The organism is Hydrogenophaga sp. L99, from assembly GCF_058731905.1.
In genome coordinates this window covers 247,978-264,396 of the sequence record NZ_CM178972.1, presented here as the reverse complement: position 1 = coordinate 264,396, position 16,419 = coordinate 247,978, and the positions used below count along the sequence as shown (strand labels likewise).

General features: G+C 65.1%; 15 protein-coding genes. 10 read left to right on the top strand and 5 right to left on the bottom strand.

The features are described from left to right. The first annotated feature begins 28 nt into the window (after positions 1-28). Positions 29-1,330, top strand: coding sequence for a glutamate-1-semialdehyde 2,1-aminomutase (gene hemL / locus AC4QBL_RS01160; protein WP_472902050.1), 1,302 nt, complete (start codon positions 29-31; stop codon positions 1,328-1,330). Between the two features lie 611 nt (positions 1,331-1,941). Here hemL and purH read toward each other — a convergent pair. From purH to dusB, 3 genes are all read right to left on the bottom strand, one after another. Next, positions 1,942-3,513, bottom strand: a complete 1,572-nt coding sequence (gene purH, locus AC4QBL_RS01155) for a bifunctional phosphoribosylaminoimidazolecarboxamide formyltransferase/IMP cyclohydrolase (protein WP_472902049.1) — start codon at positions 3,511-3,513, stop codon at positions 1,942-1,944. A gap of 64 nt (positions 3,514-3,577) precedes the next feature. Next, positions 3,578-3,811 carry a helix-turn-helix domain-containing protein gene (locus AC4QBL_RS01150; protein WP_304835887.1) on the bottom strand — a complete coding sequence of 78 codons (234 nt, stop codon included), beginning with the start codon at positions 3,809-3,811 and terminating at the stop codon, positions 3,578-3,580. Beyond that, positions 3,808-4,845, bottom strand: a complete 1,038-nt coding sequence (dusB, locus tag AC4QBL_RS01145; RefSeq protein ID WP_472902075.1) for a tRNA dihydrouridine synthase DusB — start codon at positions 4,843-4,845, stop codon at positions 3,808-3,810. The genes AC4QBL_RS01150 and dusB overlap by 4 nt, the downstream gene beginning before the upstream one ends. Positions 4,846-4,983: 138 nt before the next feature. On the opposite strand from dusB, the gene AC4QBL_RS01140 reads away from it, so the two are divergent. After that, positions 4,984-5,469, top strand: a complete 486-nt coding sequence (locus AC4QBL_RS01140) for a YqaA family protein (protein ID WP_472906783.1) — start codon at positions 4,984-4,986, stop codon at positions 5,467-5,469. A 55-nt stretch (positions 5,470-5,524) separates the two neighbouring features. Further along, complete coding sequence (locus AC4QBL_RS01135; RefSeq protein WP_472906784.1) at positions 5,525-6,697, top strand: MFS transporter; 1,173 nt, start codon at positions 5,525-5,527, stop codon at positions 6,695-6,697. On the opposite strand, the gene AC4QBL_RS01130 is transcribed toward AC4QBL_RS01135, so the two are convergent. Both AC4QBL_RS01130 and ychF read right to left on the bottom strand, forming a co-directional pair. Continuing rightward, a complete protein-coding gene (locus AC4QBL_RS01130; protein ID WP_472906785.1) occupies positions 6,682-7,455 on the bottom strand; it encodes an RNA pseudouridine synthase in 774 nt (257 codons plus the stop codon). The genes AC4QBL_RS01135 and AC4QBL_RS01130 overlap by 16 nt on opposite strands. Positions 7,456-7,457: 2 nt before the next feature. Further along, positions 7,458-8,549: a redox-regulated ATPase YchF gene (gene ychF / locus AC4QBL_RS01125; protein ID WP_472902045.1), complete on the bottom strand. Its 1,092-nt coding sequence runs from the start codon at positions 8,547-8,549 to the stop codon at positions 7,458-7,460. Positions 8,550-8,649: 100 nt separating this feature from the next. Here ychF and AC4QBL_RS01120 point away from each other — a divergent pair, with 100 nt between their 5' ends. The 7 genes from AC4QBL_RS01120 (at position 8,650) to AC4QBL_RS01090 (ending at position 16,417) form a co-directional block, all read left to right on the top strand. Then, on the top strand, positions 8,650-9,405 hold the full coding sequence (locus tag AC4QBL_RS01120) for a LytTR family DNA-binding domain-containing protein (protein WP_472906786.1): 756 nt from the start codon (positions 8,650-8,652) through the stop codon (positions 9,403-9,405). A gap of 204 nt (positions 9,406-9,609) precedes the next feature. Continuing rightward, positions 9,610-10,473: an FAD binding domain-containing protein gene (locus AC4QBL_RS01115; RefSeq protein ID WP_472906787.1), complete on the top strand. Its 864-nt coding sequence runs from the start codon at positions 9,610-9,612 to the stop codon at positions 10,471-10,473. A 21-nt stretch (positions 10,474-10,494) separates the two neighbouring features. Beyond that, positions 10,495-10,980: a (2Fe-2S)-binding protein gene (locus AC4QBL_RS01110; RefSeq protein WP_305715567.1), complete on the top strand. Its 486-nt coding sequence runs from the start codon at positions 10,495-10,497 to the stop codon at positions 10,978-10,980. A 26-nt stretch (positions 10,981-11,006) separates the two neighbouring features. Further along, positions 11,007-13,418: an aerobic carbon-monoxide dehydrogenase large subunit gene (locus AC4QBL_RS01105; RefSeq protein ID WP_472906788.1), complete on the top strand. Its 2,412-nt coding sequence runs from the start codon at positions 11,007-11,009 to the stop codon at positions 13,416-13,418. A 145-nt stretch (positions 13,419-13,563) separates the two neighbouring features. Further along, on the top strand, positions 13,564-14,220 hold the full coding sequence (locus AC4QBL_RS01100; RefSeq protein ID WP_305715565.1) for an SRPBCC family protein: 657 nt from the start codon (positions 13,564-13,566) through the stop codon (positions 14,218-14,220). An 80-nt stretch (positions 14,221-14,300) separates the two neighbouring features. Beyond that, positions 14,301-15,239 (top strand): AAA family ATPase, encoded by a 939-nt coding sequence (locus AC4QBL_RS01095; RefSeq protein ID WP_472902199.1) that lies wholly within the window; start codon positions 14,301-14,303, stop codon positions 15,237-15,239. Then, the gene (locus tag AC4QBL_RS01090; RefSeq protein WP_472902198.1) at positions 15,236-16,417 is read left to right on the top strand and encodes a VWA domain-containing protein; all 1,182 of its coding nucleotides are present in this window, start codon (positions 15,236-15,238) and stop codon (positions 16,415-16,417) included. Before AC4QBL_RS01095 ends, AC4QBL_RS01090 begins: the two co-directional genes overlap by 4 nt. Positions 16,418-16,419 lie beyond the last annotated feature (2 nt).

The following is a 16,419-nucleotide window of genomic DNA, read 5'->3' as shown; positions in this document are numbered from 1 at the left end:
GAACCTCACGCATCGAAGAGAAACCACCATGACCGACCGCAACCAAGAACTGTTTGAACGCGCCAAAGCCCTGATCCCCGGCGGCGTGAATTCGCCCGTGCGCGCCTTCAAGGCGGTGGGCGGCACGCCGCGTTTTGTGCAGCGTGCGCAGGGTGCCTATTTTTGGGACGCCAATGGCCAGAAATACATCGACTACATCGGTTCCTGGGGCCCGATGATCCTGGGCCATGGCCACCCGGCCGTGGTGGAAGCGGTGCAAAAGGCCGTGCTGGAAGGCTTTTCTTACGGCGCGCCGACCGAGCGCGAGGTGGAACTGGCCGAAGAAATCATCAAGCTGGTGCCCAGCATCGACATGGTGCGTCTGGTGAGTTCGGGAACCGAAGCCGGCATGAGCACCATCCGCCTGGCGCGCGGCGCCACCGGCCGCAAGAAGATCATCAAGTTCGAAGGCTGCTACCACGGCCATGCTGACGCGCTGCTGGTGAAAGCGGGCTCAGGCCTGGCCACCTTCGGCAACCCCACCAGCGCCGGCGTGCCGCCCGAGGTGGTTCAGCACACCATCGTGCTCGAATACAACAACATTGAGCAGCTTGAAGCGGCGTTCATTGAGCACGGCCCCGAAGTGGCCTGCCTGATGATCGAACCGATCGCCGGCAACATGAACTTTGTGCGCGCCAGCGTGCCGTTCATGAAGCGTTGCCGCGAACTGTGCACGCAGCACGGTGCGCTGCTGGCGTTTGACGAGGTGATGACGGGCTTCCGTGTCGCGCTCGGCGGCGCGCAGAGCGTGTATGCCCAGCTGATTCCTGGTTTCGAGCCCGACATGACGGTCATGGGCAAGGTGATCGGCGGCGGCATGCCGCTGGCGGCCTTTGGCGCCAAGCGCGCGGTGATGGAGCAACTGGCTCCGCTGGGCGGCGTGTACCAAGCTGGCACGCTGAGCGGCAACCCGGTGGCCACCGCCTGTGGCTTGGCCACGCTGAAAGAAATCCAGAAGCCTGGTTTTTATGAAGCGCTGTCTGCTACCACGCAGTCGCTGGTGAGCGGCCTGACCGCCGCCGCCACCGCAGAGGGCGTGACGATGTGCGGCGATAGCCAGGGCGGCATGTTCGGCTTCTTCCTGTTCGATGAACTGCCGCAAAACTACGCCAAGGTGATGACGACCGACGGCCCAACCTTCAACAAACTCTTCCACGGTCTGCTGGACCGCGGTGTGTACATCGCCCCGGCTTTGTACGAGGCGGGGTTCGTGAGCGCAGCGCACACGGCGCAGGACATTGCCGACACCGTTTCGGCCGCGCGCGACGTGTTCAAGCTGCTGGGCCGGTAACGGCTTTCGCCTTCTTTCGTTGTACGTTCAGTCGGCCGGTTCTTCCGGCCATTTGCTTTTGTGCTGCCCGCTGCGTTTCACGCCAACACCTCGCACCAGGTGGATGGTGGAGCTGCCGTGCTCCGGCTCACCTCGCGGGCGGCTGCTTCGGGTGCGCCTGCTTCGGTTCGTCAACGGTGTTGCTGGCACGCTGATACTGAAGCAACCGCGAATGGAGCCTGCGCCCGTCAGCCCGCACCACCCACCTTCAAATGCGTTTGGGCATGCCAACCAAAAGCCAACAGAGTGCGCGTTGGCTGCTCTTGCTGACACACCCACCCATCATCAGGGTAGGGGGTTGGGGCAGTCTGGTCGCAGGCTCCATTCGCGGTTGCCACAGACAGCGAGCGCCCAAGCCGTGTTCACGAGGAAACGCCAGCGGACCCGAACAGCGGCCCGCGAGGTGAGCCTGAGAGCGGATGCCCCGACCCCCTGCCCTCCCCCCATTTTGGCGAGAAACTGCATACGAGCGAAACCGCCGCAGAAAGAGAAAAGGGCCCCGAAGAGCCCTCACCCCAACCCGCTCCCAGAGGGAGAGGGAGCAAGACACTTCTCGCGAAGCGTCCGCTGGTTCAGTGCCTGAAGTGGCGTACGCCGCTGTACACCATCACCACACCACGTTCGTCGGCCGCGTCGATCACTTCCTGGTCGCGCATCGAGCCACCGGGTTGGATGACGCAGGTTGCGCCCGCGTCCACCACCACATCCAGCCCGTCGCGGAACGGGAAGAAAGCGTCGCTGGCCACCGCAGTGCCTTGCAGCGTCAGGTTCGCGTGGCCGGCCTTGATGCTGGCGATGCGGGCTGAATCCAGGCGGCTCATCTGGCCGGCGCCCACGCCCATGGTCATGCCGTCTTTACAAAACACGATGGCGTTGGACTTGACGTATTTCGCCACTTTCCAGGCAAACATCAGGTCGTCCAGCTGCTGTTCGGTGGGTTGCAGCTTCGTGACCACCTTCAGGTCGGCGCGCTGGAGTTCGTGGTTGTCGGCGCTCTGGATCAAGAGCCCCGAGCCGATGCGCTTGATGTCCTGGCTGTTGCGGCCAGCCGCGCCCGCGGGCAGCTCAATCTGCAGCACGCGCACATTGGCCTTGGCTTTGAAGACGGCCAGCGCTTCGGGCGTGTAGGCCGGTGCCATCAGCACCTCGACAAACTGCTTGCTGACCGCCTCGGCCGCGGCCTGGTCCACCGGGCGGTTGAAAGCGATGATGCCGCCAAAGGCGCTGGTGGGGTCGGTCTGGAAGGCCTTGCTGTAAGACTCGAGGGCGTCTTTGCCCACGGCCACACCGCAGGGGTTGGCGTGCTTGACGATCACGCACGCGGGCGCGTCAAAGCTCTTCACGCACTCCCAGGCGGCGTCGGCATCGGCAATGTTGTTGTAGCTCAGCTCTTTGCCCTGCAGCTGCTGCGCGGTCACCAGCGAGCCGGCAGCGGGGTGCAGGTCGCGGTAGAAAGCGGCCGTCTGGTGCGGGTTTTCGCCGTAGCGCAGGTCTTGCAGCTTGACGAACTGGGTGTTGCTCTGGCCGGGGTATTCGCTGCGCTGGGGCACACCCTCGGCTTGGTCGAACTGGATGCTTGAGAGGTAGTTGCTGATGGCGCCGTCGTACTGGCTGATGCGGTTGAACGCCGCCACCGACAGGGCAAACCGCGTCTTGTCGCTCAGCTTGCCGCTGGCCTTCAGTTCGTCGATCACGGCCGGGTACTGGGCGGCGTCGGTCAGCACCGCCACGTCTTTCCAGTTTTTGGCCGCACTGCGCACCATGGCCGGGCCGCCGATGTCGATGTTTTCGATCGCGTCTTCCAGCGTGCAGCCGGGCTTGGCCACGGTGGCTTCAAACGGGTACAGGTTGACGATCAGCAGGTCGATGGTGTCGATGCCATGCGCCTGCAGAGCGGCCATGTGCTCGGGTACATCGCGGCGCGCCAGCAGGCCGCCGTGCACCTTGGGGTGCAGGGTCTTCACGCGGCCGTCCAGCATTTCGGGAAAGGCCGTGACCTCGGCCACTTCGGTCACCGGCAGACCCTGCTCGGCCAGCAGCTTGGCGGTGCCGCCGGTGGATATGAGGGACACGCCCAGGCCGTGCAGGGTCTGGGCCAGTTCGACGATGCCGGTTTTATCGGAGACGGAAATAAGTGCGCGCATGGGAAGGTTCAGCTTTAAGAAAAAAGGATGGAGCCAGAGGAGGACCGCAGCGGGGTGCCGGCCCTCACAGCAGGTTGTGTTCGAGCAGTTTTTTGCGCAGCGTGTTGCGGTTCAGGCCCAGCCATTGCGCCGCGCGCGACTGGTTGTTTTGGGCCTGTTCCATCACCACTTCAAGCAGCGGTTTTTCCACCGCTTTCACGAGCATGTCGTGCAGGCCCGCCGGGTCGGTGCCGTTGAGGTCGTGGAAAAAATCTTCCATGCTGGCACGAACACAGTCGTGCAGGTTGTGCTTGCTCATGCGGCCAGTTTCCAGTTGTCTTCTCGGGTCATGGTGTGCTCTGGTGCAGAAGCCCAGGCGTCGAAATGCTCGCGCACGCAGTCCAGCTGTGCCTGCGCGGTGGTGAGCGTGTTGATCTGGCGGCGAAACACCGCCGCGGCGCCACCGGGCAGGGGCAGGGCCTGTGCATACCAGCCCAGGTGCTTGCGCGCGCTGCGCACGCCGGTGAATTCGCCATACAGGCTGTAGTGGTCTTCCAGGTGGTCGAGCAACCAGGCCTTCACGTCCAGCAGGTCGGGCGGCGGCAGCTGTTCGCCGGTGGCGAGAAAGTGCGCGATCTCGCGGAAGATCCAGGGACGGCCCTGGGCAGCGCGGCCGATCATGAGGGCGTCGGCGCCGGTGCGGGCCAGCACCGCGCGGGCTTTTTCGGGGCTGTCAATGTCGCCGTTGGCCACCACCGGAATCTTCACCAGGCTCTTGATGTGGGCCACGGTGTCGTGCTCGGCAAAACCTTTGTAGCCTTGCTCGCGGGTGCGGCCATGCACAGTCAGCATCTGCACGCCCGCGGCCTCGGCGGCGAGCGCGATGGTCGGCGCATTCTTGCCTTCGGCACACCAGCCGGTGCGCATTTTCAGGGTCACGGGCACGCCGTGCGGCGCACAGGCGTTCACCACGGCTTGCACGATCTCCAGTGCCAGCGCTTCGTCCTGCATCAGGGCAGAGCCGGCCCATTTGTTGCACACTTTTTTGGCCGGGCAGCCCATGTTGATGTCGATGATTTGTGCGCCACGGTCGATGTTGTAGCGGGCGGCGTCGGCCATCATCTGCGCGTCGGTGCCCGCTATCTGCACCGCAATGGGGCCAGGCTCTCCGCTGTGGTCGGCCCGGCGCGAGGTCTTCAGGCTGTCTTGCAGGTCGGGGCGCGAGGTCACCATTTCGCTCACCGCATAGCCCGCACCCAGTCGCTTGCAGAGCTTGCGAAACGGCCGGTCCGTCACACCCGCCATGGGTGCGACAAACAAAGCGTTGGGCAGGGTGTACGGACCCAGTTGCATGGCGATGGGAGAATGGGTGGTGGTGCGCAGCGCGCAGAGCCCGGTAAAACCTGGGCGGGAAGGATGGGCATTGTATCTGCCCGTTTTTTCAGCAGGCGATATGCTGCACCACACTTTTCTTGAGACCCTTGACCGCCCATGCCCGACTGGATCGTTTCCCTGCTGCAACTGCTCTCCCTGCCCGAGGTCGGCCTGAGCACCGTGTTTGTGGTGGCGTTCATTTCAGCCACGCTGCTGCCCATGGGCTCCGAGCCAGCGGTGTTTGCGCTCATCAAACTCAGCCCCGAACTGTTCTGGCCCGTGATCTTTGTGGCCACCGCGGGCAACACCCTGGGCGGCGCCGTCAGCTGGGCCATGGGTCTGGGCGCGCACAAAGTGGTGGACAAAGCCCGCCACACCCACACCCCGCACCCACGGGCGCTGCGCTGGCTGGAGCGCTTTGGCCCCAAGGCGTGCCTGCTGTCGTGGCTGCCGGTGGTGGGCGACCCGCTGTGCGCCGTGGCCGGCTGGCTCAAGTTTCCGTTCTGGCCCTGCGTGGCCTACATGGCGGTGGGCAAGTTGGCGCGCTACCTCACCATGACGGGTGCCCTGCTCTGGGTGTTCCCGGGGGGACTCCCGTTCTGATGCCCCCGGCGCTTCGGGGCGATACTTGAACGCCCCACGCCAAGCGCCTGCCCACATGACCCACCCCCCACGCGACGCCGCCCTGCCGCGCGCCCTCTGGGCGCTGATGATGGGCAATTTCGTCATCGGCACCGGTGTGATGGTGGTGCCGGGCACGCTCAACGACATCAGCCAGTCGCTGGGCGTGTCCATTCCGCAGGCGGGCCAGCTCATCACGGCCGGCGCCATTTTGATGGGCCTGGGCGCACCCACCTTTGCCACCCTGGTGGCCGGCTGGGACCGCCGGCGCCTGCTCACGCTCTCGCTGGTCTGGTACGCACTGCTCATGGGCATTTGCGCGCTGGCGCCCAACTACACAGCCCTGCTGCCTCTGAGGGTGCTGGCGGTGATTTCACCGGCCATTTTCACGCCGCAGGCCGCCGCCTGCGTGGGCTTGCTGGTGCCCGCCTCGCAGCGCGGGCGGGCCATCACGTTTGTGTTTCTGGGCTGGTCGGTGGCGTCGGTCATGGGCATGCCGCTGTCGGCCTGGATCGGCGGCACGCTGGGCTGGCGCTGGGCCTTTGGCCTGGTGGCGCTGATGTCGGTCGCCAGCGCCGCCTGGGTGTGGCGCGACATGCCCAACGGCATCCGCCCAGCGGCGCTATCGCGCCAGGCCTGGGGCCAGACGCTGGGCTCGCCGGCACTCATGCTGGCGGTGGGCGTCACGCTGCTGTCCGCGTTTGCCCAGTTCACCCTGTTTTCCTACTTTGCGCCCTATCTGGTGCAAACGCTGGGCATCGGCGGCGGCACCTTGTCGCTGCTGTTTCTGTGGTTTGGCGCGTTTGGTCTGGCAGGCAACGTGGCGCTGTCGCGCTGGATCGACCGCATTGGCGCCTCGCGCGGAGCCCTGCTGATGATGGGCGGCATGGCGCTGAGCCTGCTGCTGTGGCCACTGGGCCGCGCGGGCCTGTGGCAGCAGGCGCTGGTGCTGGTGCCCTGGGCCATTGGCTGCTTTGCCGCCAACTCGGCACAGCAGGCCCGGCTGGTCCACATGTCGCCAGCGCTGGCGCCGGCCACGGTGGCGCTGAATACGTCAGCCATGTACGCGGGCCAGGGCATGGGGGCCGCGCTGGGCGGCGTGATGATTGCGCAAGGCCAGATGCTGCGCCTGCACGAAGTCGGCCTGGTGGTGATGCTGGCGGCCATGGCGCTGAGCGTCTGGGCCACCCGCGTTCAAAACCGCTCGTAGGGCATCAGGTAACGCCACTCGCCCACCGGCAAGCCGGCCAGGCCAATTCGACCCAGCCGCAGCCGGCGCACGGCCGTGATCTTGAGCCCGGCTCGCTCACACAGGTGTTCCACCTGGCCCGGCAGGTTGCCTTTGATGGCCAGGCGCAGCCGCAGCTCGCTCTGCCAGCTCGCGCGCGCCGATGGCACCGTCCAGCCGTCGAAAAACAGCGCTTTGGAAAGCGACTTGAGCACCGCATCGCGCCGCGCATCGTCTTCCAGCGCCGGATCTTCGGCCACTTCCACCAGCCACTCGTGCTCGATCTGGGCCGACGCGTCGGTGATCTTGCGCGCCACGCTCGGGTTTTGGGTGAACACCATCAACCCACTCATCGCGGTGGACAGTGCGGCCACCGGCAGCAGCTTGTGGCGGTGCGCCTTGAGCGGGCGCACGCCCGAGCGGTCGCCCTTGAAACGGTTGGTGTTGGTGAACCATTTGGCGGCCAGCGCGTCGGGCAGAAACGGTTCGTCGGGCAGCACCCGGTTGTGCGGCTTGTGCCAGATCAGCGTGATCGACTCCAAAACCTCCATCTTGGCCTTGGGGTCCAGCACCACCGCTTGCTCGTCGCGCACGCGCTCCATGGGTTCTTCCACCACCACGCCGTCCACCCGCACCCAGCCCCCGGCGATGTAGTTTTCGGCGTCGCTGCGCGAGCAGGGCAGCTGGGCCGCCAGGCGCTTGGACAGGCGCTGGGCTTCGGGCTGCTGGGCGTTGCTCATGCTCAGCTGCTGAACAAAAAGTTCAGCACGTCACCGTCTTTGACCACGTAGTCTTTGCCTTCAGCGCGCATCTTGCCGGCATCTTTCGCGCCCTGCTCGCCTTTGTAGGTGATGTAGTCGTCAAACGCGATGGTCTGGGCGCGGATGTAGCCCTTCTCAAAGTCGGTGTGGATCACGCCAGCCGCCTGCGGGCCGGTGTCACCCACATGGATGGTCCAGGCGCGCACCTCTTTCACGCCCGCGGTGAAATAGGTTTGCAGGCCCAGCAACTTGTAGGCGGCGCGAATCAGGCGGTTCAGGCCCGGCTCGCTCTGGCCCAGCTCTTCCAGAAACATCTGGCGGTCTTCGTCGATCATCTCGCTCATCTCGGCTTCGAGCTTGGCGCAAATGGCCACCACCGGCGCGTTTTGCGCGTCGGCAAATGCCTTCAGGCGGTCCAGCAGCGGGTTGTTTTCAAAGCCGTCTTCGGCCACGTTGGCCACAAACATGGCGGGCTTGGCCGTGATCAGGAAAAACTGCTTCAACAGCGGCAGTTCTTCCTTGCTGAAATCAATGGTGCGCACCGGCTTCACGTCGTTCAGCGCGGCCTGGCACTTTTCCAGAATCGCCACCAGCTTGATCGACTCCTTGTCGCCCGAGCGTGCCGTTTTTTGCACGCGGTGCAAGGCTTTTTCCACCGCCGCCAGGTCGGCCAGGCACAGCTCGGTCTGAATGACCTCGATGTCGGCGATCGGGTCGATCTTGTTGGCCACGTGGATCACGTTGTCGTCTTCAAAGCAGCGCACCACGTTGACGATGGCGTCGGTCTCACGGATATGCGCCAGAAACTTGTTGCCCAGGCCCTCGCCCGTGCTGGCACCGGCCACCAGGCCCGCGATGTCCACAAACTCCACGATGGCCGGCACGATGCGCTCGGGCGAAATGATCTCGGCCAGCTGCTGCAGGCGTGGATCGGGCACTTCCACCACGCCGGTGTTCGGCTCGATGGTGCAAAAGGGATAGTTTTCAGCTGCGATGCCGGCTTTGGTCAGCGCGTTGAAAAGGGTGGACTTGCCGACGTTGGGCAGGCCCACGATGCCGCATTGGAGACTCATGGATTACCTCGAAAAACAACCACAAAGTGTATGCGATGGGCCACCTTGCAGTACCCTTCGCGCAGGTTGGCACCCATTCAGACCGGCCAGGAGACCGTTGATGGAGACACAGGCCGCGATCAACTCGCCCCTTTATCTGTTTGAGAAGTTCGAGGTGGGCGTGATCCACCTGGACGCCCAGCGCACCGTGCTGGCCATGAACGACTTTGCCCGCAAGGTGTTGCCTGTGGGCGAAAAGCAGCCTTTTGACAAGCTGGTGTCGTCGTTTCACCCCGAGCGCTCCAAACCCAAGGTCAACTTTTTGCTGGACCAGGCGTCCAGCGGCTGCCCCATGGTGAGCGCCGTGCCCATGACGATGATCATCAACATCCCCGAACAGGTGCTGCTGATCAAGGTGACCCGGCTGGGCGACTTTGAGGGCAAGACCACCGGGTTCATTCTGGTCTTTTACGACGTGACGCAGGTGGTGAGCCAGGAGGCCCCGGCGGCCGAGCTGCCAGCGCCCGGTCTGCGGCTCAACCGCATCCCCATGGTGGCCAACCACAAGGTGGCGTTTGTGGACACCAAAGACGTGCTGTGCCTGGAGTCGCAAGCCCACTACACGCGGGTGCTGACCCACAGCGGCTTTCATTTCTGCAACCTCAGCATTGGCGACCTGCAAGCCCGCCTGGACCCGGCGCAGTTCATGCGCGTCCACCGCTGTTTCATCGTCAACCTGCACGCGGTGGCCGAGCTCGGGCGCGAAGGCAGCAAGACGCAGGTGGTGCTCAAAGGCAAGCACCGCGAACCGATCCCGGTCTCTCGGGCCGAGGTGGGCAAGCTCAGGGAAGCCCTCGGGCTGCTGGCGCGTCATTGATTTTCGTCAAATGTTGGCCTAAGGACATTCCCGGGTTGTCAAAACCCACGCGCCTGATCTGAGCGTTTCGTGCAATCCAGCGTGCATTTCGTGCGAAAAATACAGCATTTGATGCCTTCCAACGCTTAATCCCTGCAGTTCGTGTCGGGTTTGGGGACTCCATACACTGGTTCTGTCTTGGACAAAAACCATTTGGAGACAACCATGATTCCACCGCGATTCGAATACCACGCCCCCAAATCGGTCAGTGAGGCCGTGGCCTTGCTGGGCCAGCTCGGGTCCGATGCCAAGCTGCTGGCCGGCGGCCACAGCCTGCTGCCGATGATGAAGCTGCGCTTTGCCGAGCCCGCGCACCTGATCGACATCAACCGCATTCCCGAGCTGCGCGGCATCCGCGAAGAAGGCGGCAAGGTGGTGATTGGCGCCATGACGGTTGAAAACGACCTGATCACCTCGCCCATCTTGCAGGCCAAAGTGCCGCTGCTGTGTGAAGCCGCCCTGCTGATTGCCGACCCCCAGGTGCGCAACCGCGGCACCATCGGCGGCGACATTGCCCACGGCGACCCCGGCAACGACCACCCGGCACTCTCCATCGCCATTGAGGCGCACTTTGTGCTGGAAGGCCCGAACGGCCGGCGCACCGTGCCCGCCGACGGTTTCTTTCTGGGCACCTACATGACGCTGCTGGAAGAAAACGAGGTGATGTGCGAGATCCATGTGCCGGCGTTTGCACCCGGCACCGGCTACGCCTACGAAAAGCTCAAACGCAAGACCGGCGACTGGGCCACCGCCGGCTGTGCGGTGGTGATGCGCAAAACCGGCGACACCATCAGCCATGTGCGCGTGGCGCTGACCAACGTGGCACCCACCGCCCTGCGCGTGGAAGCCGCCGAAGCCGCCCTGCTGGGCCAGCCGCTGAACGCCGCCACGCTGCAAGCCGCGGCCGACGCCGCCACCGCCGCCTGCGACCCCGCCGAAGACCTGCGCGGCGACATTGAATACAAAACCGCCATGGCCGGGCAAATGGTCAAGCGCGCCCTGTCCAAAGCCTGGTCCCGTTGTTCCTGAACCGCCGCCGGAGAAACCCACATGTCGAAAAAACTCATTTCCGTCAACGTCAACGGCCGCACCGAAGAGAAGGCGGTCGAACCCCGCACGCTGCTGATCCATTTTTTGCGTGAAGAACTCAACCTCACCGGCGCCCACATTGGCTGCGAAACCAGCCACTGCGGCGCCTGCACGGTGGACATCGATGGCCGCTCGGTGAAGGCCTGCACCCACCTGGCGGTGCAGTGCGACGGTTCCGAGGTGCTCACCGTGGAAGGCCTGGCCAACAAAGGCGTGCTGCACGCGGTGCAAGAAGGTTTTTACAAAGAACACGGCCTGCAGTGCGGCTTTTGCACCCCCGGCATGCTGATGCGCGCCTACCGCTTTTTGCAGGAAAACCCGAACCCGAGCGAAGAAGAGATTCGCCACGGCATGGCCGGCAACCTGTGCCGCTGCACCGGCTACCAGAACATCGTCAAGGCGGTGCAGTACGCAGCCAAAAAGCTGCAAGAGCCCGTTGCTGCCTGAAGCCCAAAACACACTGGAGACCACACATGAACGCACCGGTACAAACCGCCGAAGCCCGTGAAATTGCACTGGCCGGCATGGGCGTTTCGCGCCTGCGCAAAGAAGATGCCCGTTTCATTCAAGGCAAGGGCAACTACGTCGACGACATCAAGATGGCCGGCATGCTGCACATGGACATCGTGCGCAGCCCCATCGCCCACGGCCGCATCGTCAAGATCAACAAAGAAGCCGCGCTGGCCATGCCCGGCGTGCACGCGGTGCTTACCGCCGACGACCTGAAGCCGCTCAAGCTGCACTGGATGCCCACGCTGGCCGGTGACGTGGCCGCCGTGCTGGCCGACGGCAAGGTGCACTTTCAGATGCAGGAAGTGGCCATCGTGATCGCCGACGACCGCTACATTGCGGCCGACGCGGCCGAAGCCGTGGAAGTGGAATACGAAGAGCTGCCCGTGGTGCTGGACCCGTACGCCGCCCTGCAACCCGGCGCGCCCGTGATCCGCGAAGACCTGGCCGGCAAGACCGAAGGAGCCCACGGCAAGCGCGAGCACCACAACCACATCTTCACCTGGGACGCGGGCGACAAAAGCGCGGCCGACGCAGCGTTTGACAACGCCGCGGTGACGGTGAGCCAGCACATGTATTACCCGCGCGTGCACCCCTGCCCGCTGGAAACCTGCGGCTGCGTGGCCAGCTTCGACCCGATCAAGGGCGACCTCACCACCTTCATCACCAGCCAGGCGCCGCACGTGGTGCGCACCGTGGTGTCTATGCTGTCGGGTATTCCTGAAAGCAAGGTGCGCATCGTCAGCCCCGACATCGGCGGCGGCTTCGGCAACAAAGTGGGCATCTACCCCGGCTATGTGTGCGCCATCGTGGCATCCATCGTGCTGGGCCGCCCGGTGAAATGGGTCGAAGACCGCATTGAGAACATCTCGTCCACCGCCTTTGCCCGTGACTACCACATGGACGGCGAAATTGCCGCCACCGCCGACGGCAAGATCACCGGCCTGCGTGTGAACGTGGTGGCCGACCACGGCGCGTTTGACGCTTGCGCCGACCCGACCAAGTTCCCGGCCGGCCTGTTCCACATCTGCTCCGGCAGCTACGACATTCCCGCCGCCTACGCCAGCGTGAAAGGCGTCTACACCAACAAGGCGCCCGGTGGCGTGGCCTACCGCTGCAGCTTCCGCGTGACCGAGGCGGTCTACCTGATCGAGCGCATGGTGGACGTGCTGGCGCACAAGCTGAACATGGACAAGGCCGAAATTCGCGCCAAGAACTTCATCAAAAAGGAACAGTTCCCCTACCGCAGCGCCTTTGGTTTTGACTACGACTCGGGCGACTACCAGACTGCGCTGGACAAGGTGCTGGACGCGGTGGATTACAAGGGCCTGCGAGCCGAGCAGGCCGCCAAGCGCGCCGACCCCAACAGCCCCACGCTGATGGGCATTGGCCTCGTCACCTTCACCGAGGTGGTGGGCGCCGGCCCCAGCAAAATCTGCGACATCCTGGGCGTGGGCATGTTCGACTCGTGCGAAATCCGCATCCACCCCACCGGCAGTGCCATTGCACGCATGGGCACGATCACGCAGGGCCAGGGCCACCAGACCACCTATGCGCAGATCATCGCCACCGAGCTTGGCATTCCCAGCGAGGTGATCCAGGTCGAAGAAGGCGACACCAGTACCGCGCCCTACGGCCTGGGCACCTACGGCTCACGCTCCACGCCGGTGGCCGGCGCCGCCATCGCACTGGCCGCGCGCAAGATCCACGCGAAGGCGCGCAAGATCGCGGCCCACATGCTGGAGGTGAACGAGAACGACCTCGACTGGGAAGTGGACCGCTTCAAGGTCAAGGGCGACGACAGCAAGTTCAAGACCATGGCCGACGTGGCCTGGCAGGCCTACCACCAGCCGCCCGCCGGGCTGGAGCCTGGCCTGGAAGCAGTGCACTACTACGACCCGCCGAACTTCACCTTCCCGTTCGGCATCTACCTCTGCGTGGTCGACATCGACCGAGCCACCGGCGAGACCAAGGTCCGCCGCTTCTACGCGCTCGACGACTGCGGCACCCGCATCAACCCGATGATCATCGAGGGCCAGATCCACGGCGGCCTGACCGAAGGTTTCGCGGTGGCCATGGGCCAGCAGATGCCGTTTGACGCACAGGGCAACCTGCTGGGCAACACGCTGATGGACTATTTCTTGCCCACCTTCGTGGAAACGCCACACTGGGAGACCGACCACACCGTGACCCCTTCGCCCCACCACCCGCTGGGTGCCAAGGGCGTGGCCGAATCGCCGCACGTGGGCTCCATTCCCACCTTCACCTCGGCCATCGTGGACGCGTTTTCCCACCAGGGCATGACGCACATGGACATGCCACACAACGCGTTTCGGGTGTGGAAAGAGCTCAAGGCGCGAGGCTTGAATTTGTAACCCCCCCGCCGCGCTGCGCGCGACCCCCAAAGGGGCACTGGCCGTCCGGCAAAGCCGGCCGGCCAGTGCCCTGAGCTGGCGGCTCTTCATGCCAGCCCATCGCGCTCCGGCGGCTCTTAGATTTTTGCTTCAAACAAGGTATCCCATGGAAGTCAAACTCGACAAACGCTACCCCCTCGACGTGGACCCGGCCCGCGCCTGGGCCATCCTTGCCGACCTGAAGGCGGTGGCCGGCTGCATGCCCGGCGCCGAACTCACCGAGCAGCTGTCCGACACCTCGTACAAAGGTGGCGTGAAGGTGAAAGTGGGCCCTGCCGTGGCTCAGTTCGGCGGCACGGTGGACGTGCTGGAAAAGAGCGAGGCCGACCGCAAGATGGTGCTGCGCGGCAAAGGGGCCGACAAGGGCGGCTCGTCTGCCTCGATGGACCTGACCGCCGTCATCGAAGCCGACCCGGCCAACCCGGCGCATTCGGTGTTGCACGGTGACGCGGCGGTGATCGTGAACGGCAAGTTCGCCCAGTTTGGCGGCCGCATGATGGTGCAGGTGTCTGAAATGATTCTGGTGCAGTTCGTCGAAAATTTCCGCCAGGCTGCGCTGGCCTTGCCAGCGCCCGCTTCGGTGGCCATGGCCGAAGACGCTGCGGTCGCGTTCGGTGGCGCAGCAGAAGCTGCACAGGCCGCGCCAGTCGCCGCTGCCGCACCGCGCACCGCACCGCCGGTGGCGCAAGAAATCAACGGCCTGGCCATCGTCTGGGCACTGATCAAGAACTGGTGGCTGGGCCTGTTCGGGAAAAAAACTTGAGATGTACGCCCGCGCCGCTTCGCACCCCCCCACGGGGCGGGGCATGCAGCGGGTCGCACTCTGAATGACGGATACCTGACATGAACACCAGCACCGCCAACCTGGACAACGAACGCGCCTTGCGCGAGCAACTGCAGCGCGTGGGCTACCTGGCCGACGCCGACTTGGCCACCACCACCTGGCTGGCTGGGCGCCTGCAGCGCCCGCTGCTGGTTGAAGGCGATGCCGGCGTGGGCAAAACCGCACTGGCCACCGCACTGGCGAAGGCACAGGGCGCCGAGCTGGTGCGGCTGCAGTGTTTCGAGGGGTTGGACCTGTCGCAGGCGGCTTACGAATGGAACTACGGCCGCCAGCTCATGGCGATCCGCCTGACCGAAGCGCGCAGCGCCAGCGCCAAAGAGTCGGACGTGTTTGCGCGTGACTATCTGCTGGAACGCCCGCTGCTCAAAGCCATCAGCCAAAGCGGCCCCTGCGTGTTGCTGATCGACGAAATTGACCGCGCCGACGAAGCCTTTGAAGCCTATTTGCTGGAGGTGCTGGCCGACTACCAGATCACCGTGCCCGAACTGGGTACGCTGCGAGCCCAGCACATTCCGCAGGTCATCTTGACCAGCAATGGCACCCGAGAGCTGTCAGACGCGCTGCGCCGGCGCTGCCTCTACCACTACCTGGACTACCCCACGCTGGCGCGCGAGATCGCCATCGTCAAGTCGGCCGTGCCCGAGGCCGACACCCGGCTGGTGGAAGACTGCGTGCAGTTTGTGCAGCGCCTGCGCACCGAAGACCTGGCCAAAACCCCCGGTGTGGCCGAAACGCTGGACTGGGTGCGCGCCCTGCACCAGCTCAGCCAGCACACCCTGCCCGAAGACACCGCCGTGCTGCTGAGCACCCTGGGCTGCCTGCTGAAAACCCGCGAAGACCGCTTCATGCTGACTGGCGAGCGCGCCCGCCAGCTGGTCGAAGGCCGGCGCAGCGTGGGCGTGGCCGAAAAAACCGACGCCGTGATGGCCGCCACATGAACACCCAGGCCAGCGCCCCCAGCCAGAGCCTGGCCGGCTTTGCCGCCATGCTGCGCGACCACGGCCTGAAAGTGGGCGTGAGCGAGCAGCAAGCCATGCTGCAGGCTGCGCTGGCGCTGGGGCCGCTGCAAGGCCAGCGCCTGTGCGCCGCCTGGCGGGCCATGGCCTGCCACAGCGCGCGCGACTGGCGCCAGTGGCCCGAGCTGTTTGAACGCTACTGGTACCCGCAGCGGCTCAAGGGCCAGGTGCGGGTGAGCGGGCAGATGCGCCCCTCGCGCGACCTGCGTCAGGCGGTGCAAGAGCTGCACAAAAACATGGAAGCGCCCGCCGCCAGCGCACCCGGCAAGGCCGCGCCCCACACCGCAAGCGAGCTGCCCGGAGCCCACGCAAACACCGAAGACGCCGGCAGCCCCCGCGCCATGGGCGGCGCCAGCCGGCACGAGGTGCAGGTGGAAGCCCTGCACCAGCGCGATGGCCAACTGTGGCTGCCGCAAGAGCTGGGCGCGCTGCAGCAACTGGCCAAACTCATCACCGCGCGCCTGCGCCCCCGGCCCACCCGGCGCTGGCACACCGCCCAGCCCGGGCACCGGCTCGACCTGCGCCAGACCCTGCGCCGCAGCGTGGCCTGGGGCGGCGAGCCGCTGCGCCCGGCCTGGATGGTGCAGCGCCGCGAGCCACCGCGCCTGTTCATATTGGCCGACGTGAGCCGCTCCATGGAATCGCACGCGCCGCTGTTTTTGCGGGTGGCCCGCGCGTTTGCGGTGGCCGCCCAGGCGCGGGTGTTTGTGTTTCACACCCGGCTGGCCGAAATCACCCCGCTCATGCAGCGCGACTCGTCGGCCATTCAGGAAAAGATCAACGCCGTGACCGCCGGCTTTGGCGCCGGCACCCGCATTGCCAGCAGCCTGCACGACTTTGTGCGGGTACACGCCAAAGCCCAGCTCAACCGGGGTGCCCGGGTCTGGATTTTTTCAGACGGCTTTGACACCGATGCCCCCGACGCCCTGCCCGCCGCGCTGCAAGCGGTGCGCGCCCGGGGCGCCCGCATCACCTGGTTCCACCCCACCCGGGCGGTGCCTGCCGCCGCCGCGCTGCAGCGCTCACGCGCTTGTATCGACCGCTTTTACCCACTCGCCAGCCTGAACGACCTGGCTGCTGCCAGCCGCTCGCTGAACTGACC

Coding starts and splice junctions, on each gene's coding strand:
- AC4QBL_RS01120 (WP_472906786.1), top strand. CDS start 8,650: ATGGAGACACAGGCCGCGATCAACTCGCCCCTTTATCTGTTTGAGAAG.
- hemL (WP_472902050.1), top strand. CDS start 29: ATGACCGACCGCAACCAAGAACTGTTTGAACGCGCCAAAGCCCTGATC.
- purH (WP_472902049.1), bottom strand. CDS start 3,513: ATGCGCGCACTTATTTCCGTCTCCGATAAAACCGGCATCGTCGAACTG.
- ychF (WP_472902045.1), bottom strand. CDS start 8,549: ATGAGTCTCCAATGCGGCATCGTGGGCCTGCCCAACGTCGGCAAGTCC.
- AC4QBL_RS01115 (WP_472906787.1), top strand. CDS start 9,610: ATGATTCCACCGCGATTCGAATACCACGCCCCCAAATCGGTCAGTGAG.
- dusB (WP_472902075.1), bottom strand. CDS start 4,845: ATGCAACTGGGTCCGTACACCCTGCCCAACGCTTTGTTTGTCGCACCC.
- AC4QBL_RS01140 (WP_472906783.1), top strand. CDS start 4,984: ATGCCCGACTGGATCGTTTCCCTGCTGCAACTGCTCTCCCTGCCCGAG.
- AC4QBL_RS01110 (WP_305715567.1), top strand. CDS start 10,495: ATGTCGAAAAAACTCATTTCCGTCAACGTCAACGGCCGCACCGAAGAG.
- AC4QBL_RS01090 (WP_472902198.1), top strand. CDS start 15,236: ATGAACACCCAGGCCAGCGCCCCCAGCCAGAGCCTGGCCGGCTTTGCC.
- AC4QBL_RS01105 (WP_472906788.1), top strand. CDS start 11,007: ATGAACGCACCGGTACAAACCGCCGAAGCCCGTGAAATTGCACTGGCC.
- AC4QBL_RS01130 (WP_472906785.1), bottom strand. CDS start 7,455: ATGAGCAACGCCCAGCAGCCCGAAGCCCAGCGCCTGTCCAAGCGCCTG.
- AC4QBL_RS01135 (WP_472906784.1), top strand. CDS start 5,525: ATGACCCACCCCCCACGCGACGCCGCCCTGCCGCGCGCCCTCTGGGCG.
- AC4QBL_RS01100 (WP_305715565.1), top strand. CDS start 13,564: ATGGAAGTCAAACTCGACAAACGCTACCCCCTCGACGTGGACCCGGCC.
- AC4QBL_RS01150 (WP_304835887.1), bottom strand. CDS start 3,811: ATGAGCAAGCACAACCTGCACGACTGTGTTCGTGCCAGCATGGAAGAT.
- AC4QBL_RS01095 (WP_472902199.1), top strand. CDS start 14,301: ATGAACACCAGCACCGCCAACCTGGACAACGAACGCGCCTTGCGCGAG.